General features: G+C 62.9%; 18 protein-coding genes and 1 pseudogene. 8 read left to right on the top strand and 11 right to left on the bottom strand.

The genetic code is table 11. The features are described 5' to 3' along the window. The 9 genes and pseudogenes from OO258_RS25365 to rpsB all read right to left on the bottom strand — a co-directional run. Nucleotides 1-208: pseudogene (locus OO258_RS25365) on the bottom strand (outer membrane assembly protein); the annotation flags it as partial. Nucleotides 209-281: 73 nt separating this feature from the next. Further along, nucleotides 282-1634: an RIP metalloprotease RseP gene (gene rseP / locus OO258_RS25360; protein WP_266034119.1), complete on the bottom strand. Its 1353-nt coding sequence runs from the start codon at nucleotides 1632-1634 to the stop codon at nucleotides 282-284. A gap of 71 nt (nucleotides 1635-1705) precedes the next feature. Next, nucleotides 1706-2896, bottom strand: a complete 1191-nt coding sequence (ispC, locus tag OO258_RS25355; RefSeq protein WP_266034115.1) for a 1-deoxy-D-xylulose-5-phosphate reductoisomerase — start codon at nucleotides 2894-2896, stop codon at nucleotides 1706-1708. After that, nucleotides 2893-3708 (bottom strand): phosphatidate cytidylyltransferase, encoded by an 816-nt coding sequence (locus OO258_RS25350; protein WP_266034113.1) that lies wholly within the window; start codon nucleotides 3706-3708, stop codon nucleotides 2893-2895. Before OO258_RS25350 ends, ispC begins: the two co-directional genes overlap by 4 nt. Continuing rightward, a complete protein-coding gene (gene uppS, locus OO258_RS25345) occupies nucleotides 3708-4463 on the bottom strand; it encodes a polyprenyl diphosphate synthase (RefSeq protein ID WP_110746992.1) in 756 nt (251 codons plus the stop codon). The genes OO258_RS25350 and uppS overlap by 1 nt, the downstream gene beginning before the upstream one ends. Nucleotides 4464-4478: 15 nt before the next feature. Then, nucleotides 4479-5036: a ribosome recycling factor gene (gene frr, locus OO258_RS25340; protein WP_110746994.1), complete on the bottom strand. Its 558-nt coding sequence runs from the start codon at nucleotides 5034-5036 to the stop codon at nucleotides 4479-4481. Next, on the bottom strand, nucleotides 5033-5776 hold the full coding sequence (pyrH, locus tag OO258_RS25335; protein WP_012270836.1) for a UMP kinase: 744 nt from the start codon (nucleotides 5774-5776) through the stop codon (nucleotides 5033-5035). The genes frr and pyrH overlap by 4 nt, the downstream gene beginning before the upstream one ends. Nucleotides 5777-5957: 181 nt before the next feature. After that, nucleotides 5958-6821: a translation elongation factor Ts gene (tsf, locus tag OO258_RS25330; RefSeq protein ID WP_012270835.1), complete on the bottom strand. Its 864-nt coding sequence runs from the start codon at nucleotides 6819-6821 to the stop codon at nucleotides 5958-5960. A gap of 185 nt (nucleotides 6822-7006) precedes the next feature. Next, the gene (rpsB, locus tag OO258_RS25325) at nucleotides 7007-7744 is read right to left on the bottom strand and encodes a 30S ribosomal protein S2 (protein WP_003252287.1); all 738 of its coding nucleotides are present in this window, start codon (nucleotides 7742-7744) and stop codon (nucleotides 7007-7009) included. A gap of 347 nt (nucleotides 7745-8091) precedes the next feature. On the opposite strand from rpsB, the gene map reads away from it, so the two are divergent. The 3 genes from map to dapC are packed head-to-tail and all read left to right on the top strand — an operon-like array spanning nucleotide 8092 to nucleotide 12845. Beyond that, nucleotides 8092-8874: a type I methionyl aminopeptidase gene (gene map / locus OO258_RS25320; protein WP_110746996.1), complete on the top strand. Its 783-nt coding sequence runs from the start codon at nucleotides 8092-8094 to the stop codon at nucleotides 8872-8874. A gap of 41 nt (nucleotides 8875-8915) precedes the next feature. After that, on the top strand, nucleotides 8916-11618 hold the full coding sequence (locus tag OO258_RS25315) for a [protein-PII] uridylyltransferase (RefSeq protein WP_266034103.1): 2703 nt from the start codon (nucleotides 8916-8918) through the stop codon (nucleotides 11616-11618). 30 nt (nucleotides 11619-11648) lie between these two features. Next, nucleotides 11649-12845 (top strand): succinyldiaminopimelate transaminase, encoded by a 1197-nt coding sequence (gene dapC, locus OO258_RS25310; RefSeq protein WP_266034100.1) that lies wholly within the window; start codon nucleotides 11649-11651, stop codon nucleotides 12843-12845. Nucleotides 12846-13049: 204 nt separating this feature from the next. Here dapC and OO258_RS25305 read toward each other — a convergent pair whose 3' ends face one another. Next, nucleotides 13050-14696, bottom strand: a complete 1647-nt coding sequence (locus OO258_RS25305) for a Na+/H+ antiporter (protein WP_266034097.1) — start codon at nucleotides 14694-14696, stop codon at nucleotides 13050-13052. Between the two features lie 335 nt (nucleotides 14697-15031). Between OO258_RS25305 and OO258_RS25300 the strand changes: the two genes are divergently transcribed. From OO258_RS25300 to OO258_RS25285, 4 genes are all read left to right on the top strand, one after another. Then, nucleotides 15032-15379 carry an ArsC family reductase gene (locus tag OO258_RS25300; RefSeq protein WP_003252272.1) on the top strand — a complete coding sequence of 116 codons (348 nt, stop codon included), beginning with the start codon at nucleotides 15032-15034 and terminating at the stop codon, nucleotides 15377-15379. 31 nt (nucleotides 15380-15410) lie between these two features. Next, entirely contained in the window at nucleotides 15411-16445 is a 1035-nt protein-coding gene (gene dapD / locus OO258_RS25295; protein WP_110747006.1) for a 2,3,4,5-tetrahydropyridine-2,6-dicarboxylate N-succinyltransferase, read from the top strand. Nucleotides 16446-16526: 81 nt separating this feature from the next. Beyond that, complete coding sequence (locus tag OO258_RS25290) at nucleotides 16527-17732, top strand: cysteine desulfurase (protein ID WP_266034094.1); 1206 nt, start codon at nucleotides 16527-16529, stop codon at nucleotides 17730-17732. Next, nucleotides 17729-18139, top strand: coding sequence for a SufE family protein (locus tag OO258_RS25285; protein ID WP_266034092.1), 411 nt, complete (start codon nucleotides 17729-17731; stop codon nucleotides 18137-18139). The genes OO258_RS25290 and OO258_RS25285 overlap by 4 nt, the downstream gene beginning before the upstream one ends. Before the next feature lie 49 nt (nucleotides 18140-18188). Here the strand turns inward: OO258_RS25285 and tcdA are convergent, their stop codons facing one another. Continuing rightward, entirely contained in the window at nucleotides 18189-18998 is an 810-nt protein-coding gene (gene tcdA, locus OO258_RS25280) for a tRNA cyclic N6-threonylcarbamoyladenosine(37) synthase TcdA (RefSeq protein ID WP_266034089.1), read from the bottom strand. A gap of 119 nt (nucleotides 18999-19117) precedes the next feature. On the opposite strand from tcdA, the gene OO258_RS25275 reads away from it, so the two are divergent. Further along, the gene (locus OO258_RS25275; protein ID WP_266034086.1) at nucleotides 19118-21709 is read left to right on the top strand and encodes a glycosyltransferase; all 2592 of its coding nucleotides are present in this window, start codon (nucleotides 19118-19120) and stop codon (nucleotides 21707-21709) included. The last annotated feature ends 200 nt before the right edge of the window (nucleotides 21710-21909 follow it).

The raw sequence follows: 21909 nt of genomic DNA, 5'->3' as shown, positions 1-21909 counted from the left end.
ACCCGGTCTTGAACAGGGAACGGGTCGAGTCCACCAGACGGCGGTCATCGGCCTGGTCACCGACGTTCAGCGGCAAGGCACCGAACACGCTGCCGGCGGAAACCCGCTGCAGGCCGTTGACGCGAATATCGGAGATGGTGAAGGACTCGGCGTGAACTTCAGCGATCATCAGTGCGGACATGACCGCAGTTAGCAGCAGACGTTTCATGAAGTCCTTTTATTCCAACTGGCAATAAACAACCCACCGCGATAACACGGAAGGTTCGCAATTGAGCGAAGCTTTATAGTCGACCCAGATCGTTGATCAGGGCGAGCAACATCACCCCTATGACCAAACTGATACCGATCTGGACCCCCCAACCTTGCACCCGATCCGAGAGCGGACGACCGCGCGCCCACTCGACCAGGTAAAACAGCAAATGCCCCCCATCCAGTACAGGAATGGGCAGCAGGTTAAGAACCCCCAGGCTTATGCTCAGGTAGGCAAGGAAATTCAGGAAATCCCCGACGCCGGACTGGGCTGAAGCGCCCGCCACTTTAGCAATGGTTATCGGTCCACTCAAGTTTTTTACCGAGAGCTCCCCGAACAGCATTTTCTTCAGCGATTCAAGGGTCAGGACGCTCATGTTCCAAGTGCGCGACAAGCCTTCACCTACCGCATCCAGCGGGCCGTAGCTGACTTCACGGAGCATGTCGGCAGGCCATTCGCCGCCTTTTACCCCGGCACCCAGATAGCCACCAGCCGCCTTACCCTCGCCTTTACGGGCCAGGGTTACCGGCACCTCAAGGGCAGCACCATCGCGCTCCACGCGCACTACCACCTTGGCATCCGGGCGGGCACGCACGCTATCGACGACCTGCTGCCATTCGGTCACGGCCGCGCCATCGACTGCCAGCAGCCGGTCACCGGTCTTCAGGCCCGCAGCGGCAGCCGGCCCCTTGGGATCGATTTCGGCGAGCACTGGCACGATAGCCGGGCGCCAGGGGTGCAGACCGAGGGACTGGATCGGGTCCGGCTCATCGGCACCTTTCAGCCAGCTGTCCAGTTTCACCTGTAACTGGCGCTCGGCCGTGGCACCTTCGTCGCGCACGCCAACCTGCAGCGTGCCGCTCTCGCCGAGACGGCGAACCAGTTGCAGGTTGACCGCCGACCAACCGCTGGTCGGTTTGCCGTCGATGGATACGATTTCCTGGCCTGCGGTCAGGCCAGCCGATGCTGCCAGGCTGCCAGTATCGACCGCACCTATCACCGGGCGAATCTGCTGGGTACCCAGCATCGCCAGCACCCAGAAGAACAGGATGGCCAGCAGGAAGTTGGCAATAGGGCCCGCGGCCACAATGGCGATACGCTGGCGTACCGACTTGCGGTTGAACGATTGCCCGGCCAACGCTGGCGGCACATCGCCCTCGCGCTCGTCGAGCATCTTCACATAGCCGCCCAGCGGAATCGCGGCCACCACGAACTCGGTGCCGTGGCGGTCGTGCCAGCGCAACAGCGGCATGCCGAAGCCCACCGAGAAACGCAGCACCTTGACCCCGCAGCGACGCGCCACCCAGAAGTGGCCGAATTCGTGGAAGGTGACCAGCACACCCAAGGCCACGAGGGTGCCGATAATCATGTAGAGCGCTGTCATGTCCATCTCCGAATGATGTTCAGCGGGCCGGCGTCACGCGCGGGCACCTCACGAACCATGGCGGGCCTGCATCAGCGACCGTGACGCCTCAGCCACTCACGGGAAAGCTCCCGGGCACGCTGGTCGGCGGCAAACACCGCGTCCAGCGACGGCAAGGGCACGACGGGTTCCTGGCCGAGCACCTGTTCGATCATACTCGCGATCTCGGGAAAGCGAATACGCCGCCCAAGAAATGCCTCGACGGCCACTTCGTTGGCTGCATTGAGTACGGCGGGCGCACTGTTGCCAGCCTCGGCAGCCTGCCGCGCCAGGCGCAGGCAAGGGAAGCGTTGTTCGTCGGGCGACTGGAAATCCAGACGGGCGATGGCGAACAGGTCCAGCGGCGCCACGCCGGAATCGATCCGTTCAGGCCAGGCCAAGGCATTGGCGATCGGTGTACGCATGTCCGGGTTGCCCAGCTGCGCCAGTACCGAACCGTCCACGTAGTCGACCAGCGAGTGGATCACGCTCTGCGGGTGCACCACCACTTCGACCTTGGCCGGCGCGGCATCGAACAACCAGCAGGCTTCGATCAGCTCCAGACCTTTGTTCATCATGCTGGCCGAATCGACAGAGATTTTGCGCCCCATGGACCAGTTCGGGTGCGCACAAGCCTGCTCCGGGGTCACGTCCAGCAGGGCATCGACCGGCGTCTCGCGGAACGGGCCACCGGAGGCGGTAAGCAGGATCCGGCGCACACCCACGGCACTCAGGCCACGGGCATAGTCGCCGGGCATGCACTGGAAGATCGCGTTATGCTCGCTGTCGATCGGCAACAGTACGGCACCACTGCGCCGCACTGCGTCCATGAACAGCGCGCCCGACATGACCAGCGCTTCCTTGTTGGCCAGCAACACCTTCTTGCCGGCCTCTACGGCTGCCAGCGTCGGGCGCAGCCCAGCGGCACCGACAATGGCCGCCATCACTGCATCCACTTCTGACGCCGAGGCCACCTGGCAAAGCCCGGCCTCGCCTTCCAGCACTTCGGTGGTAGAGCCAGCCGCAACCAAGCCAGCGCGCAGCCGCTCAGCAGCCTCGGCGCTTGGCACCACGGCAAACGCCGGGCGATGACGCTCACACAATGCCAACAGCTCGTCGATACGCGAATAACCGCTGAGGGCGAACACTTGGTAGCGATCTGGGTGACGGGCAACCACATCCAGCGTGCTCAGGCCGATCGAGCCGGTGGCACCGAGCACGGTAATACGCTGCGGGCGACTCACATCACACCCCATTCGGCAGCCCACAACAGCACGGCAAAGATCGGGATCGCTGCCGTGAGGCTGTCGATGCGATCAAGCACGCCGCCATGGCCAGGCAACAGGTTGCTGCTGTCCTTGATGCCGGACCGGCGCTTGAACATGCTCTCGGTCAAGTCACCCACCACAGAAGCCATCACCAGCAACGCGGCGCCCAGCAGGCCCAGCAGAATCTGGCCAAAGCCCCAGCCGCGGCTGATGCCGACACCCAGGGTAATCAGCAAGCTGACCGCCAGACCTCCATACACACCTTCCCAGCTTTTGCCCGGGCTGACCTGCGGGGCCAGCTTGCGCTTGCCGAACGCCCTGCCAGAAAAGTACGCGCCAATGTCGGCGGCCCATACCAGCACCATGACCGAGAGAATCAGCCAGTTGCCCAGCGGCCAGTGCTTGAGCAGCACCAGCCCCTGCCAGGCAGGCAGCAATACCAGCAGGCCGATCAGCAAGCGGCAAGCGGCACTGGCCCACAGCTCGCTGGTACGCGGGTAGGTGAGGACCAGCCAGGTGGCCAGCCCCCACCAGATAACCGCAGCACCCAGCACCCACGGCGCCAGTTCCGGCAGGATGTATAGCAGCATCAGCGCCCCGGCAACCACCAAGGCATAGGCGATGCGCAGCGGCTGGGCCATCAGCCCGGCCAGGCGCGCCCACTCCCAGGCGCCGAGGGTCACCACGAAGCCGATGAACAGGGCGAAATCCCCACCGTTGAGCAGGAAGAAACCGCCCAGCGCGATCGGCAGCAGGATCAGCGCAGTAATGATGCGTTGTTTAAGCATTAAGCACGAGCTCCAGCCTCGACCTGCTCGCTGGTCTTACCGAAGCGGCGCTGGCGCGAAGCGAAATCGGCCAGGGCATTGCGCATGGCCTCGTGTTTGAAGTCCGGCCAGTACAGGTCGGAGAAGTACAACTCGGCATAAGCCAGCTGCCACAGCAGGAAATTGCTGATGCGGTGCTCGCCACCGGTGCGGATGCACAGGTCCGGCAGCGGCAGCTCGCCGGTTGCCAGGCAGGTCTGCAAAAGGCCTGGGGTGATGTCTTCCGGGCGCAGGTGCCCGGCTTGCACTTCCCGCGCCAGCCGCTGGGCGGCCTGGGCGATGTCCCACTGGCCACCGTAGTTGGCCGCGATCTGCAGGATGAAGCGGTTGCTGCCGGCGGTCTGTGCTTCGGCCTCGCGCATGGCAGCCTGCAGCTCAGGGTGAAACCGCGAGCGGTCACCGATGATGCGCAGGCTGATGTTGTTCTCGTTGAGGCGCCTGGCCTCACGGCGCAGTGCCGAGAAGAACAGCTCCATCAACGCACCCACCTCTTCGGCCGGGCGCTGCCAGTTTTCGCTGGAGAAGGCGAACAGGGTCAGCACCTCGACCCCGGACTGGGCACAAACTTCGATGACCGCGCGAACGGCGTCGACACCCGCCTTGTGCCCGGCAACGCCGGGCAGCAGGCGTTTTTTCGCCCAGCGGTTGTTGCCATCCATGATGATCGCGACATGACGCGGCACCGAGGACGGCGCCGCTGGCTTGGTCTTTTCCATTAAAAAACCCCGGCCTTAGACGGCCAACAGGTCCTTTTCCTTGGCTTTGTAGGCAGCATCGACTTCAGCAATGAACTTGTCGGTCAGCTTCTGGATTTCGTCCGCTGCGCGACGTTCTTCGTCTTCGCTGATTTCCTTGTCCTTGGTCAGCTTTTTCAGGTCGGCCAGGGCGTCGCGACGCACGTTGCGCACCGCCACCTTGGCATCCTCGGCAACGCCGCTGGCCTGCTTGGTGTAGCCCTTGCGGGTTTCTTCGGTCAGGGCCGGCATCGGTACACGGATGGTGGTACCAGCGCTGGACGGGTTCAGACCCAGGTCAGAAGTGAGGATGGCCTTCTCGATGGCAGCGCTGAGGTTCTTGTCGTGGGCGACGATCTTCAGGGTGCGGGCGTCTTCGACGGTGATCGCAGCCACCTGGTTCAGCGGCATCTCGCTGCCCCACGCAGTCACCTTGACACTGTCCAGGATGCTCGGGTGAGCACGACCGGTGCGGATGGACGCCAGGTTACGAGCCAGGGCCTCGATGGACTTGCCCATGCGCTCCTGCGCGCTTTTCTTGATGTCGTTGATCATGCTTGGCCTTCCTCGATCAGAGTACCTTCAGCGCCACCCACCACGATGTTCAGCAGGGCGCCAGGCTTGTTCATGTTGAATACCCGCAATGGCATCCCGTGGTCGCGGCACAGGACGATTGCGGTCAGGTCCATCACACCCAGTTTGCGATCCAGGACCTCGTCATAGGTCAGGTGATCGAACTTCTCGGCGTGCGGATCCTTGAATGGATCGGCAGTGTACACACCATCGACCTTGGTCGCCTTCAGCACCACGTCAGCATCGATTTCGATGGCACGCAGGCACGCCGCGGAGTCGGTGGTGAAGAACGGGTTGCCGGTACCGGCGGAGAAAATTACCACATCCCCGGAGTTGAGGTGGCGAATAGCTTTGCGACGATCGTAATGATCGGTGACACCGACCATGGAAATGGCCGACATGACCAGGGCCGGGATGTTCGAGCGTTCCAGCGCGTCGCGCATTGCCAGGCCGTTCATCACGGTGGCGAGCATGCCCATGTGGTCACCCGTAACGCGATCCATGCCGGCTGCGCTGAGCGCGGCGCCGCGGAACAGGTTGCCCCCACCGATCACCAGGCCGACCTGAACACCGATCCCTACCAACTGGCCAACTTCAAGGGCCATGCGATCCAGCACTTTCGGGTCGATCCCGAAGTCTTCCGAGCCCATCAGGGCCTCGCCGCTAAGTTTGAGCAAAATGCGTTTATAGCGAGGTTGGCGACCACTCACCTGCTGAGCCATTGCGAGTCTCTCCTGCGGCGTACTTTTAGAAAATTCGTGCGGGCTGTTTGCAGCCTGCTAACTGTAGCGTGGCACCGTTTTGGTGCCAGCGAAGAGGGCATCGGATAAACCCCCCTCCGCTTTGACAAAGAGGCTGCGCGCGTGAGCGGGCAGCCTCTTTGGGGCGACAGACGGGGCTGTCTTACTGCTTGGCAGCAGCTACCTGAGCGGCAACTTCAGCAGCGAAGTCGTCGACTGGCTTCTCGATGCCTTCGCCTACCTTGAAGTAGGTGAAGGAAACGATTTCAGCACCGGCTTTCTTGGCCAGCTCGCCAACCTTAACTTCCGGGTTCATGACGAAGGCTTGCTCTTTCAGCGAGGCTTCGGCCTTGAACTTGGTGATACGACCGTTGATCATGTTCTCAACGATGTTTTCCGGCTTGCCGGCGATCTTGTCAGCGTTCAGCTGCAGGAAGACACCCTTCTCGCGCTCGATGGCCTCGGCGGAGATTTCCGACGAATCCAGGAACTCAGGGTTCGACGCTGCAACGTGCATGGCGATGTTCTTGGCCAGCTCGACGTCGCCGCCTTTCAGGACAACAACGGCACCGATCTTGTTGCCGTGCAGGTAAGCACCGACAACGTCACCCTCAACGCGCACCAGGCGACGGATGTTGACGTTCTCGCCGCACTTGGCAACCAGGGCTTCACGAGCAGCTTCACGCGAGGCGATCAGCGGAGCAGCGTCGGTCAGCTTCTGGGCGAAGGCTTCTTCCAGGCTTTCAGCAACGAAGTTTTTGAAGTCGTCTTGCAGGGCCAGGAAGTCGGTCTGCGAGTTCACTTCCAGCAGAACGGCGGATTTACCGTCGGTCTTGACCGCGATAGCGCCTTCAGCAGCGACGTTGCCAGCCTTTTTGGCGGCCTTGATGGCGCCCGAGGCACGCATGTCGTCAATGGCTTTCTCGATGTCGCCGCCGGCCTTTTCCAGGGCCTTTTTGCAATCCATCATGCCTTCGCCGGTACGCTCGCGCAGTTCTTTGACCAGCGCTGCAGTAATTGCTGCCATTTCAAAATCCTCTTGGAAAGTTTTTCAACCATTCCACCCGTTGTTCACGGGCGTTAAATTCTGCAAATCCGCTGTTTTCAGTTCAGCAGGCCCATGATGCGGGGACGATGCTGACAGCAGGATTTCAAGGTGGCAAAAAGGGGGCAGAGCCCCCTTTTTGCGTGCCAAGTAGACGCTAGCGCCTATTACTCAGCAGCAGGTGCAGCCGCTTCTTCAGCGTAAACTTCGGTGCCGCCGGCAACGTTGTTGCGGCCACGGATGACTGCGTCAGCCATCGAAGTCATGTACAGCTCGATAGCGCGGATGGCGTCATCGTTACCCGGGATGATGTAGTCAACACCTTCAGGGCTGCTGTTGGTATCGACAACGCCGATAACCGGGATGCCCAGCTTGTTGGCTTCGGTGATCGCGATGCGCTCGTGATCAACGTCGATAACGAACAGAGCGTCTGGCAGACCGCCCATGTCCTTGATGCCGCCCAGGCTGCGATCCAGTTTTTCCAGGTCGCGGGAGCGCATCAGTGCTTCTTTCTTGGTCAGCTTGGCGAAAGTGCCGTCTTCGGCCTGGGTTTCCAGGTCGCGCAGACGCTTGATCGAAGCGCGGATGGTCTTGTAGTTGGTCAGCATGCCGCCCAACCAACGGTGGTCAACGTATGGCGAACCGCAACGAGCAGCCTGCTCGGCGACGATCTTGCCGGCGGAACGCTTGGTGCCGACGAACAGGATCTTGTTCTTGCCCTGGGCCAGGCGCTCAACGAACGACAGGGCGTCGTTGAACATTGGCAGGGTTTTTTCCAGGTTGACGATGTGGATCTTGTTACGCGCGCCGAAAATGTACTTGCCCATTTTCGGGTTCCAGTAACGGGTCTGGTGGCCGAAGTGCACACCGGCCTTCAGCATATCGCGCATGTTGACTTGGGACATGATAGTTCCTTGATAAGTCGGGTTGGGCCTCCACGTATCCCAATGACCAACCCGCGAGTTCTGCAACTCGGGGCACCCAGGTCATCGTGTCGACACGTGTGTGGGTTTGAGTGCTGACGGGGTCGTCCCCGAAAGCGGCGCATTTTATACCACAGACCGCAGCCGAACGGAACCCGGATACTGTTGCGTCCGTCAGCGGCTTTTGCAGCACCCCGGCTTTCGCGCCAGAATGCCAGCTGTAGACAGCAGCATGGCCGCCTTTATCCCGACCGATCGGCGCCCTGCTCTGCTAGAATCCGGCCTTTCCCGTTTGTTAGCGCCGTGCACGGCGCCGTAGAGAGCCTGTAATGACCGTCACCATCAAGACCGCAGAAGACATCGAGAAGATGCGCATCGCTGGCCGCCTGGCCGCCGAAGTGCTGGAAATGATCGAAGAACACGTCAAGCCCGGTGTCACCACCGAAGAGCTCGACCGCCTCTGCCATGACTATATCGTCAATGTTCAGCAGGCCATCCCGGCGCCGCTCAACTACAAGGGCTATCCGAAGTCGATCTGCACCTCGATCAACCATGTAGTCTGCCACGGCATCCCCAATGACAAGCCGCTCAAGGACGGCGACACGCTGAACATCGACATCACCGTGATCAAGGACGGCTACCACGGCGACACCAGCCGCATGTTCCACGTGGGCACCGTACCGGTATGGGCCGAGCGCCTGTCCAAGGTGACCCAGGAATGCATGTACAAGGCCATCGAGCTGGTCAAGCCGGGCTGCCGCCTGGGTGACATCGGTGAAGTGATCCAGAAGCACGCGGAAAAGAACGGTTTCTCGGTGGTGCGCGAGTTCTGCGGCCATGGCATCGGCAAGGTGTTCCACGAAGAACCGCAGATCCTCCACTACGGCCGCGCCGGTACCGGCATGGAACTGAAAGAAGGCATGACCTTCACCATCGAGCCGATGATCAACCAGGGCAAGGCCGACACCAAGGTGCTGGGCGACGGCTGGACCGCCATCACCAAGGACCGCAAGCTCTCGGCGCAGTGGGAACACACCCTGGTCGTGACTGCGACCGGCTACGAGATCTTCACCCTGCGCAAGGACGACACCATCCCGCGCACTTCGGCCTGACCGCCCCCGGTAGACCACTCCCACGACAGGAACGTGACGCGATGCCCCAGGTGGACCCCGAGCTGTTCGACCGCGGCCAGTTCCAGGCGGAACTGGCACTCAAGGCGAGCCCTATCGCCGCCTTCAAGAAAGCCATCCGCCTGGCCGGCGAGGTGCTCGACAAGCGTTTTCGCGCTGGCAGCGAAATCCGCCCGCTGATCGAGGCCCGCGCCTGGCTGGTCGACAATATCCTGCAACAGGCGTGGAACCAGTTCGACTGGGGTGACCAAAGTGGCATCGCCCTGGTCGCGGTGGGCGGTTACGGGCGCGGTGAACTGCACCCGCATTCTGACATCGACCTGCTGATCCTGCTGGGTGCCGCCGAGCACGAGCAGTACCGTGACGCCATCGAACGCTTTCTGACCCTGCTGTGGGACATTGGCCTGGAAGTGGGCCAGAGCGTACGCACGGTCGACGAATGCGCCGAACAGGCCCGCGCCGACCTGACGGTGATCACCAACCTGATGGAAAGCCGCACCATTGCCGGCCCCGAGGCCTTGCGCCAACGCATGCTGGAAGTCACCAGCACCGCGCACATGTGGCCAAGCAAGGAGTTCTTTCTGGCTAAGCGTGCCGAGCTCAAGGCCCGCCACCACAAGTACAACGACACCGAGTACAACCTCGAGCCCAACGTCAAGGGCTCGCCCGGCGGCCTGCGCGACATCCAGACCGTGCTGTGGGTCGCCCGGCGCCAATACGGTACGCTGAACCTGCACGCACTGGCCGGCGAAGGCTTCCTGCTGGAAAGCGAGAATGAACTGCTGGCTTCGTCCCAGGACTTCCTGTGGAAGGTACGCTACGCCCTGCACATGCTGGCCGGGCGCGCCGAGGACCGCCTACTGTTCGACCACCAGCGGAGCCTGGCCGCACTGTTGGGCTACAGCGACGACAACCCTAAGCGGGCAATCGAGCAGTTCATGCAGCAGTACTACCGGGTGGTGATGAGCATCAGCCAGCTGTGCGACCTGATCATCCAGCACTTCGAAGAAGTCATTCTCGCCGACGAGGAAAGCAGCAGCACTCAGCCGCTGAACGCGCGCTTCCGCCTGCATGACGGCTATATAGAAGCCAGCCAACCGAACGTCTTCAAGCGTACGCCGTTCGCCATGCTGGAAATCTTCGTGCTAATGGCCCAGCACCCTGAAATCAAGGGCGTGCGTGCCGACACCGTGCGCTTGCTGCGCGAGCACCGGCACCTGATCGACGACACCTTCCGCACCGATATCCGCAACACCAGCCTGTTCATCGAGCTGTTCAAATGCGAAATCGGCATCCACCGCAACCTGCGGCGGATGAACCGCTACGGCATTCTTGGGCGCTACCTGCCGGAATTCGGCCTGATCGTGGGGCAGATGCAGCATGACCTGTTCCACATCTATACGGTCGATGCGCACACGCTCAACCTCATCAAGCACCTGCGCAAGCTGCAATACACGCCAGTATCCGAAAAATTCCCGCTGGCCAGCAAGCTCATGGGCCGCCTGCCCAAGCCCGAGCTGATCTACCTGGCCGGCCTTTACCATGACATCGGCAAGGGCCGCCAAGGCGACCACTCGGAAATCGGCGCAGTCGATGCGCAGAAGTTCTGCGAACGCCACCAGCTACCGGCATGGGACAGCCGGCTGATCGTCTGGCTGGTGCAGAACCACCTGGTGATGTCGACCACCGCCCAGCGCAAGGACCTGTCCGACCCGCAGGTAATCAACGACTTTGCCCTGCACGTGGGCGACGAGACACGCCTGGACTACCTCTACGTGCTGACAGTGGCCGATATCAACGCCACCAACCCCAGCCTGTGGAACTCGTGGCGAGCCAGCCTGCTGCGCCAGCTCTACACCGAGACCAAGCGCGCCCTGCGCCGCGGCCTGGAGAACCCGCTGGACCGCGAAGAGCAGATTCGCCAGACCCAATCTGCAGCGCTGGACATCCTGGTGCGCGAGGGTACCGACCCGGACGACGTCGAGCAGTTGTGGTCGCAGCTGGGTGATGACTACTTCCTCAAGCACACCGCCGCCGATGTGGCCTGGCACAGTGACGCGATCCTGCAGCAACCAGCCGATGGCGGGCCTCTGGTACTGATCAAGGAAACCACCCAGCGCGAGTTCGAGGGTGGCACCCAGATCTTCATCTACGCCCCCGACCAGCACGACTTCTTCGCCGTGACAGTGGCGGCCATGTCGCAGCTGAACCTGAACATTCACGACGCGCGGATCATCACCTCGAGCAGCCAGTTCACCCTCGACACCTATATCGTACTGGACAACGACGGCGGCTCGATCGGCGACAACCCGCAGCGGGTCCGGCAGATTCGCGACGGCCTGACCGAAGCCCTGCGCAACCCCGAAGACTACCCGACCATCATCCAGCGCCGGGTGCCGCGCCAGCTCAAGCATTTCGACTTCCCGCCGCAGGTGACCATCCTCAACGATGCCCAACGGCCGGTGACCATCCTTGAAATCACCGCCCCTGACCGCCCGGGCCTGCTGGCCCGGCTGGGGCGGATCTTCCTGGAGTTCGACCTGTCGCTGCAAAACGCCAAGATCGCCACCCTCGGCGAACGGGTGGAGGACGTGTTCTTCATCACCGATGCCGACAACCAGCCGCTGTCTGACCCGCAACTGTGCAGCCGCCTGCAGGAGGCCATCGTGCAGCAGCTACAAGCCGGCCAAGGTAGCGACACCAGCCCGACCCGCGTGACCATTTAACGATTAGACGATTGACGAGACCTTGCGCCGATGAACCATGCCTTGACCCAGCTTCAGCCCTACCCGTTCGAGAAGCTCCGCGCCCTGCTGGGCAGCGTGAAGCCTGCGGCGGACAAACGCGCCATCGCCCTGTCGATCGGTGAGCCGAAGCACGAATCGCCGGCATTCGTCGCCCAGGCCATGGCCGACAACCTCGACAAGCTGGCGGTGTACCCCAGCACCATCGGCCTGCCAGCCCTGCGCCAGGCCATCGGCCAATGGTGCGAGCGGCGCTTTGGCGTGCCGACCGGCTGGCTGGACGCCGACCGCCACATCCTGCCGGTCAATGGCACCCGTGAAGCGCTGTTCGCCTTCACCCAGGCGGTGGTCAACCGCGCCGATGACGGCCTGGTGGTCAGCCCCAACCCGTTTTACCAGATCTACGAAGGCGCAGCGCTGCTGGCCGGCGCCACCCCGCACTACCTGCCGTGCCTGGAAAACAACGGTTTCAATCCGGACTTCGACGCCGTACCGGCCGAGGTGTGGCAGCGTTGCCAGATCCTGTTCCTGTGCTCGCCAGGCAACCCGACGGGCGCACTGGTGCCCATGGCTACCCTGAAAAAGCTGATTGCCCTGGCCGACGAACATGACTTCGTGATTGCGGCCGATGAGTGCTATAGCGAGCTGTACTTCGACGAGGATGCGCCGCCACCGGGCCTGCTGAGCGCCTGCGCCGAGCTGGGCCGTAGCGATTTTGCGCGCTGCGTGGTGTTCCACAGCCTGTCCAAGCGCTCCAACCTGCCAGGTCTGCGCTCGGGCTTCGTGGCTGGCGATGCCAAGATCATCAAGCCGTTCCTGCTCTACCGTACCTACCACGGTTGCGCCATGCCGGTGCAGACCCAGCTGGCCAGCATCGCCGCCTGGCAAGATGAGGCGCATGTACGCGAGAACCGCGACCAGTACCGCGCCAAGTACGATGCCGTGCTGGACATCCTGCAGCCGGTGATGGACGTGCAACGCCCGGATGGCAGCTTCTACCTGTGGGCCAAGGTGCCGGGCTGTGATGCCGAGTTCACCCGCGACCTGTTCGAAGCCCAGCATGTGACCGTGGTACCGGGGTCGTACCTGTCGCGTGAAGTGGCTGGCGTGAACCCGGGTGCCGGGCGCGTGCGCATGGCCCTGGTTGCACCGCTGGCCGAGTGCATCGAGGCGGCAGAGCGGATTCGCGCCTTCCTGCAAAACCGCTAACTGCACCGGGGGCGCTTTGCGCCCCATTCGCGGGACAAGCCCGCTCCCACAGGTCTCCAGCAACCTCAAATGCCATAGAGAACCTGTGGGAGCGGGCTTGCCCCGCGAATGGCAGCAACGACTTCTCCCACAGGTCTCCAGCAACCTCAAATGCAATAGAGAACCTGTGGGAGCGGGCTTGCCCGCGAATGGTAGCGATGAGGTCTACTTGACCTGCCCCAGGTTCGCCTCACTCATATCCAGCTCCCCCAGTACCTGCCGCACCACCTCATCCCCCACCTGGTGCTGGCGATGCAGGTTATACAACTCCAGCCGCTGCGCCCTCAGCGCACGCAGGCGTAAACGCCGCTCCAGCAAGTCCATCTGTTCGGCCAGGGCCTTGGCCTCGGCACTGTCGTTGTAACTGTCCAGCTCATCCCGGTACTCAGCCATCAACCGTGCCTTCAGCTCGGTTGCCAGGGTCGCCTGAGCAGCATCTTGCGGGGCAGTGGCGTCGATCACCTCCTCGGCTTCCAAGGCATGAATCGCCGCCTCGGCCGTACGCCGCCAGGCTTCCTGCACTTCCTGGTGCAAGCGCTCGTCCGGGCTCTTGGTCACCCCGCGCAGTAACATCGGCAGCGCGATGCAGGCGCTGATCAACGACAGCAGGATCACCCCGGCGGCAATGAAAATCAGCAAGTCTCGCTCAGGGAAGGCCTTGCCCGCGCCCATCAGCAACGGTACCGACATCACACCCGCCAGGGTCACCGCACCGCGCACTCCGCCCAGGGTCAGCAGCCAGCAGGAGCGCGCCGTAGGCATCAGCACCAGCGCCGGCTTGCCACGCCAGCGACGCACCACACCGATCGAACGCCAGATGCTCTGCACCCAGATGAACCGCAGCAGGATCAGCGCAGCAAAGATCGCCACCACGTCCAGACAGCGGTAGGCCAGGGTCGGCCAGACGGTAGCCTCGTGGCTGACCACCGCCTTGATGATGTCCGGCAACTGCAGGCCCAGTAGCAGGAAGATCAGGCCATTGAAGGCGAACTCCAGCAGCGACCAGACGCTACGGTTGAGCAGGCGGGTGCTGGTCTGGCGTGGCAGCAGGTCGAGCCAGCTTTGCATCATGCCGGCTGCCACCGCCGAAAGGATGCCCGAAACGCCCAGGCGCTCGGCCAGCACGTAGGCCGCGAACGGCAGCAGTAGCATGAACACCACGTGGGTGGCGGGGTCGTCCCAGCCGCGCGCGATCATCCACGCGCGCAGGCGGCCCACCAGCCAGCTCAGGCCCACACCCACCGCCAGCCCGCCAAGCGCGACCAGCACAAAGCTGAAGCTTGCATCGGTCAGCGAGAACACCCCGGTGATCGCCGCCGCCAGGGCGAACTTGAAGGTCACCAGGCCCGATGCATCGTTCATCAGGGCCTCCCCCTGCAACATGTGCATCAGCGGAGTGGGCAGGCGGTCCTGGGCAATGGCCGATACCGCCACGGCATCGGTCGGCGACAGCACCGCCGCGAGGGCGAAGGCCACCGGCAGGGGGATGCTCGGCAGCAGCCAGTGAATGAAGTAGCCAGCCCCGACCACGGTGAACAGCACCAACCCGACGGCCAGCGCCACCACTGGCCCGCGAATGCGCCACAACTCACGCTTGGGGATGCGCCAGCCGTCGGCGAACAGCAGCGGCGGCAAGAACAGGAACAGGAACAACTCCGGGTCCAGGGCTACATGCAGGCCCAGGGTCGGCAAGGCCAGCAAGGCTCCGGCAGCGATCTGCACCAGCGGCAAGGGCAGCGGAATCATGCGGCCGACCAGCTTCGACAGGCTGACCAGCGTCAGCAGGATGAGGACGGTGTAGGCGGACTGCATCCGGGAAAGCTTCCTTTGTAAACCAGAAACGGTAGCAAGGCGAAACATCGCCATTGAAACAATATGTTAGCGGCGACCGAGAGCGTGGGGCCGCTGCACGATAGTCGCAGGTGACGGCGGAATATGTAACACGATGATACTTATGGCGATGGCGGCGCGCGGACCTCCTCTCGCCTGAGCATGCGTCACTCGGGTCCTGCGGCGCCGGATCTCCGACACACTGCGAGGCGCAAGGCAAGCACACCCGTGGCGCTCACTGTTTCGTTCCCGCATAATCCCGCGACTGACATCGAAAAACGGAGAGATTGGGGCAACCTGTATCCCCAATGTACACAATGACCTACACGCTCTACGGCATCAAAGCCTGTGACACCATGAAAAAGGCGCGTACCTGGCTCGAAGACAAAGCCATCGCCTACGAATTCCACGATTACAAAACCCAAGGCATCGACCGTGACAGCCTGAACCGCTGGTGCGACGAACACGGCTGGGAAGTCATCCTCAACCGTGCCGGCACCACCTTCCGCAAGCTGGACGACGCCAGCAAGGCCGACCTCGACCAGGCCAAGGCCGTCGAGCTGATGCTGGCCCAGCCGTCGATGATCAAACGCCCGGTGCTCGACCTTGGCGCGCGTACCCTGGTTGGCTTCAAGCCCGACCTGTACGCCGCTGCCCTGGCCTGAGCCCCTACCCTATTTCGCACGAGGTAATCACATGTCCAATACCCTGTTCAGCCTGGCCTTCGGTGTCGGCTCCCAGAACCGCCAGGGCGCCTGGCTGGAAGTGTTCTACGCACAACCGCTGCTCAACCCGAGCGCCGAACTGGTTGCTGCAGTAGCCCCTGTTCTCGGTTACGAAGGTGGCAACCAGGCCATCGCCTTCAGCAACGCCCAGGCCGCACAACTGGCCGAAGCCCTGAAAGGCGTCGACGCGTCCCAGGCCGCCCTGCTGACCCGCCTGGCCGAAAGCCACAAGCCGCTGGTCGCCACCCTGCTGGCCGAAGACGCCGCACTGACCTCCACCCCAGAGGCCTACCTCAAGCTGCACCTGCTGTCGCACCGCCTGGTCAAGCCGCATGGCGTGAGCCTGGCCGGCATCTTCCCGCTGCTGCCGAACGTGGCCTGGACCAACCAGGGCGCGGTAGACCTGAGCGAACTGGCTGAGCTGCAACTGGAAGCGCGCCTGAAGGGCGAACTGCTGGAAGTGTTCTCGGTGGACAAGTTCCCGAAAATGACCGACTACGTGGTCCCGGCCGGCGTGCGTATCGCCGACACCGCTCGTGTGCGCCTGGGCGCCTACATTGGCGAAGGCACCACCATCATGCACGAAGGCTTCGTCAACTTTAACGCTGGCACCGAAGGCCCGGGCATGATCGAAGGCCGCGTTTCCGCGGGCGTATTCGTCGGCAAGGGCTCTGACCTGGGCGGCGGCTGCTCGACCATGGGCACCCTGTCCGGTGGCGGCAATATCGTCATCAAGGTTGGTGAAGGCTGCCTGATCGGCGCCAACGCCGGTATCGGCATCCCACTGGGCGACCGCAACACCGTCGAGGCTGGCCTGTACATCACTGCCGGCACCAAGGTGAACCTGCTGGACGAAAACAACGAGCTGGTCAAAGTGGTCAAGGCCCGCGACCTGGCCGGCCAGACCGACCTGCTGTTCCGCCGCAACTCGCTGAACGGCGCGGTGGAGTGCAAGACCCACAAGTCGGCCATCGAGCTGAACGAAGCGCTGCACGCTCACAACTGAGAACCTTGCCGGGTTTGAGGTGTTAAGATCGGGTCTGGCGCCAACGCACCAGACCCGATTTTCATTCCAGGCCTCGCAAACATGTTCCAGCCCTCTCCCTGGCGTGCCGACTTCCCAGCCATCGCCGCCCTGCAACGGCAGCACCAGACCTATCTGGACAGCGCCGCCACCACCCAGAAGCCGCAAGCCCTGCTCGATGCCCTGAGCCATTACTACGGCCATGGCGCGGCCAACGTGCACCGCGCCCAGCACTTGCCTGGCGCATTGGCGACCCAGGCCTTCGAAACCAGCCGCGACAAGGTTGCCGCCTGGCTCAACGCCGCTGACTCACGGCAGGTCGTGTTCACCCACGGCGCCACCTCGGCACTGAACCTGCTGGCCTATGGGCTGGAACACCGTTTCGAGGCCGGTGACGAGATTGCCGTCAGTGCCCTGGAGCACCATGCCAACCTGCTGCCTTGGCAACAGTTGGCCCAGCGGCGCAACCTGCGCCTGGTGGTGCTACCGCTGGATACCCAAGGCCGCATCGACCTGGACCAGGCCCTGCAATTGATCGGCCCGCGCACCCGGGTGCTCGCAGTCAGTCAGTTGTCCAACGTGCTCGGCACCTGGCAGCCGCTGCCCGCCTTGCTGGCGCATGCCCGTGCCCAAGGTGCCGTGACCGTGGTCGATGGTGCTCAAGGCGTAGTGCATGGCCGCCATGACGTGCAACAACTGGGCTGCGACTTCTATGTGTTCTCCAGCCACAAGCTGTATGGCCCGGATGGAGTCGGCGTGCTCTACGGCCGCAGCCAGGCCCTGGAGCTGCTGCGCCACTGGCAGTTCGGTGGCGAGATGGTGCAACTGGCCGACTACCAAGGCGCCAGCTTCCGCCCGGCGCCACTGGGCTTTGAAGCAGGCACACCTCCAATTGCCGGGGTAATCGGCCTGGGCGCCACCCTGGACTACCTGGCCAGCCTCGATGCCCAAGCGGTAGAAGCCCACGAAAACAGCTTGCATCAGCACTTGCTGCGCGGCCTGGCGGACCGTGAGGGGGTGCGGGTGCTGGGTGCGCCCCAGACGGCCCTGGCCAGTTTCGTGATTGAGGGCGTGCACAATGCCGACATCGCCCACCTGCTCACCGAGCAGGGCATTGCCGTACGTGCCGGGCATCACTGCGCCATGCCCCTGCTGAAAGGGCTGGGGCTGGAGGGCGCGATACGGGTATCGCTGGGGTTGTACAACGACAGCGATGACCTGCAGCGATTCTTTGCAGCACTGGACCAAGGCCTGGAGTTGTTGCAATGAACCTGTCGGCTCAGACGCTTCAAGCGCTGGAAGCTTTTCAACAGGGCAAGGGCTGGGAACAGCGTGCCCGGCTGTTGATGCAGTGGGGTGATCGCCTGGAGCCGCTGGCTGACACCGAAAAGACCGAGGCCAACCGGGTGCATGGCTGCGAAAGCCTGGTGTGGCTGGTGGCCGAGCAGGTCGAGGGAACGTGGCGGTTCAAGGCCAGCAGCGATGCCCGTTTGTTGCGTGGGCTGCTGGCGCTGTTGCTGGTGCGGGTGCAGGGAATGCCCAGCGAGGAGCTGGCCGGGATCGATCTGCGCGAGTGGTTTACCGAGCTTGGGCTGGAGCGCCAATTGTCGCCGTCGCGCAGCAATGGGCTGCATGCGGTGTTGCAGCGGATGGCGGAATTGGCGTCCGACCGCTGAAGTGGCCCCGGCTGCTCCGCGGGCAGGCCCGCGAAGCAGCCGGCGCGTTCTATTCGGGCTTGACCCGCTCCGACGGTCGGCGCGCCCCCGCCACCAGTTTTTCTATCGCCTTGCTCGCCGCCACCATGCCAAAAGTCGCGGTCACCATCATCACCGCACCGAAACCACCCGAGCAGTCCAGCCGCACGCCTTCGCCAACGAAGCTTTTCTGCAGGCACACGCTGCCATCCCCCTTGGGGTAACGCAGCTGTTCGCTGGAAAACACGCATGGCACGCCATAGTTGCGGCTGACATTGCGCGAGAAGTTGTAGTCGCGGCGCAGGGTCGAGCGCACCCGCGAGGCCAGCGGGTCGTTGAAGGTCTTGTTGAGGTCGGCGATCTGGATCTGGGTCGGGTCGATCTGCCCGCCGGCGCCACCGGTGGTAACGATGGCGATCTTGCGCCGACGGCACCAGGCAATCAGCGCTGCCTTGGCCATGACGCTGTCAATGCAGTCGATCACGCAATCGAGGTTTTCGGTGATGTACTCGACCATGGTCTCGCGGGTGACGAAATCAGCCACTGCATGCACCACGCACCCCGGGTTGATTGCCCGCAGACGCTCGGCCATTACCTCGACCTTCGGTCGCCCCACCTGCCCTTCCAGGGCATGGGCCTGGCGGTTGGTGTTGCTGACGCAGACATCGTCCAGGTCGAACAGGGTGATCTCGCCCACGCCGCTACGCGCCAACGCTTCGGCCACCCACGAGCCGACCCCGCCAATCCCCACCACGGCCACATGGGCCTGACCCAGGCGCTGCAGCCCGTGGTCGCCATACAGCCGGGCGACGCCGGCAAAGCGTGGATCTTCTGTGCTCATGTTCATACCCCAAAAAACCGGCGCGCATTATATGCCAGCGGGCCCATGGCCTGCATCGTTAGGAAAGAGACTGCCAACCCTGCTTTAATGTCCTATCTCTTCGACACAAATGGACGACAATGTCTTCACGTAAATTCGGCCTGAACCTGGTCGTGGTCCTGGCCATCGCCGCGTTGTTCACCGGGTTCTGGGCACTGATCAATCGCCCGGTTTCCGCGCCTGCCTGGCCAGAACAGATCTCCGGTTTCTCGTATTCGCCATTCCGCCTGGGCGAAAGCCCGCAGAAGGGCCAGTACCCCAATGACCAAGAAATGCGTCAGGACCTGGAGCAACTGAGCAAACTGACCGACAGTATCCGTATCTACACCGTGGAGGGTACCCAGGCAGATATCCCGCGGCTGGCCGAGGAATTCGGCTTGCGGGTGACGCTGGGCATCTGGATCAGCCCGGACCTGGAGCGCAACGAGCGTGAAATCGCCACGGCCATCGAGCTGGCCAACAATTCGCGCAGCGTCGTGCGGGTTGTTGTTGGCAACGAGGCGCTGTTCCGCAAAGAAGTCACACCGGAGAACCTCATCCAGTACCTGGACCGGGTGCGTGCCGCGGTCAAGGTACCCGTGACCACCAGCGAACAATGGCACATCTGGAAAGAAAACCCGCAGCTGGCCAAGCATGTCGACCTGATTGCCGCACACATCCTGCCCTACTGGGAATTCGTGCCAATGAAAGACTCGGTCGAGTTCGTACTCGACCGGGCGCGTGAGCTGAAGCACCAGTTCCCGCGTAAGCCGCTGCTGTTGTCGGAAGTCGGCTGGCCGAGCAACGGCCGCATGCGCGGCGGCGCCGATGCCACCCAGGCTGACCAGGCCATCTACCTGCGCACCCTGGTCAACACCCTCAACCGCCGCGGCTACAACTACTTTGTCATCGAAGCCTATGACCAGCCGTGGAAGGCCAGCGACGAAGGCTCGGTAGGTGCCTACTGGGGCGTCTACAACGCCGAGCGCCAGCAGAAGTTCAACTTCGAGGGGCCGGTGGTGGCGATCCCGCAGTGGCGTGCCTTGGCGGTGGCCTCGGTGGTATTGGCGATGATTGCCCTGATGGTGCTGTTCATCGACGGCTCGGCCCTGCGCCAGCGCGGCCGTACGTTCCTGACCTTCATCACCTTCCTGTGCGGGTCGGTGCTGGTGTGGATCGCCTACGACTACAGCCAGCAATACAGCACCTGGTTCAGCCTGACCGTGGGCGTGTTACTGGCGCTCGGTGCACTGGGCGTGTTCATCGTACTGCTGACCGAGGCGCATGAGCTGGCCGAGGCGGTGTGGATACACAAGCGCCGCCGCGAGTTCCTGCCGGTGCAGACCGACAGCGCCTACCGCCCCAAGGTATCGGTGCATGTGCCGTGCTACAACGAGCCGCCAGAGATGGTGAAGCAGACCCTCGACGCCCTGGCCGCGCTCGACTACCCCGATTACGAAGTGCTGGTGATCGACAACAACACCAAGGACCCGGCCGTGTGGGAACCGCTCAAGGCCCACTGCGAGAAGCTTGGCGAACGCTTCAAGTTCTTCCACGTTGCGCCCCTGGCCGGTTTCAAGGGCGGCGCGCTGAACTACCTGCTTCCCCACACCGCCAAGGACGCCGAAGTGATTGCGGTGATCGACTCGGACTACTGCGTCGACCGCAACTGGCTCAAGCACATGGTCCCGCACTTCGCCGACCCGAAAATTGCCGTGGTGCAGTCGCCGCAGGACTACCGCGATCAGCACGAAAGCGCGTTCAAGAAGCTGTGCTACAGCGAGTACAAGGGCTTCTTCCACATTGGCATGGTCACCCGCAACGACCGTGACGCAATCATCCAGCACGGCACCATGACCATGACCCGGCGCAGCGTGCTGCAAGAGCTGGGCTGGGCCGAGTGGTGTATCTGCGAGGACGCCGAACTGGGCCTGCGCGTGTTTGAGAAAGGCCTGTCGGCAGCCTACGCCCATAACAGCTACGGCAAGGGCCTGATGCCCGACACCTTCATCGACTTCAAGAAGCAGCGCTTCCGCTGGGCCTACGGCGCCATCCAGATCATCAAGCACCACGCCGGCGCCTTGTTGCGCGGCAAGGGCAGCGAGCTGACCCGTGGCCAACGCTACCACTTCCTGGCAGGCTGGCTGCCGTGGATCGCCGATGGCATGAACATCTTCTTCACCGTCGGCGCGCTGTTGTGGTCGGCCGCGATGATCATCGTGCCGCACCGGGTCGACCCGCCGCTGATGATCTTCGCCATCCCGCCGCTGGCGCTGTTCTTCTTCAAGGTTGGCAAGATCGTCTTCCTCTACCGCCGTGCGGTAGGGGTGAACATGAAGGATGCCTTTGCTGCGGCGCTGGCGGGGCTGGCGCTGTCGCACACCATCGCCAAGGCGGTGCTGTACGGTTTCTTCACCAGCAGCATGCCGTTCTTCCGCACGCCGAAGAATGCCGACAGCCATGGGTTGCTGGTGGCGATCTCCGAAGCGCGGGAAGAGCTGTTCATCATGTTGCTGCTGTGGGGCGCGGCGTTGGGTATCTACCTGGTGCAGGGGCTGCCGAGTTCGGACATGCGCTTCTGGGTGGCGATGTTGCTGGTGCAGTCGTTGCCTTATGTGGCAGCGCTGGTGATGGCGTTCCTGTCGTCGCTGCCCAAGCCCGCAGAAAAGGCTGCCGAAGCGCAGCAGGCTTGAGATTGCCGGGGCTGCTTTGCAGCCCATTCGCGGCACAAGGCCGCTCCCACAGGTAATGCACATGCCTGATGGGCGGCGGTCATCCTGGTGGGAGCGGCCTTGTGCCGCGAATGGGCCGCAACGCGGCCCCACTGCCACATCGGTTTGATATAAGATAACGCCCCTCAGATTTCCCCGCCTTGCCTTGCCCCGGAGTTCCC

It is taken from the genome of Pseudomonas sp. DCB_BI, assembly GCF_026240995.1.
GTDB lineage: Bacteria > Pseudomonadota > Gammaproteobacteria > Pseudomonadales > Pseudomonadaceae > Aquipseudomonas.
This window is presented reverse-complemented; position numbering and strand designations above follow the sequence as displayed.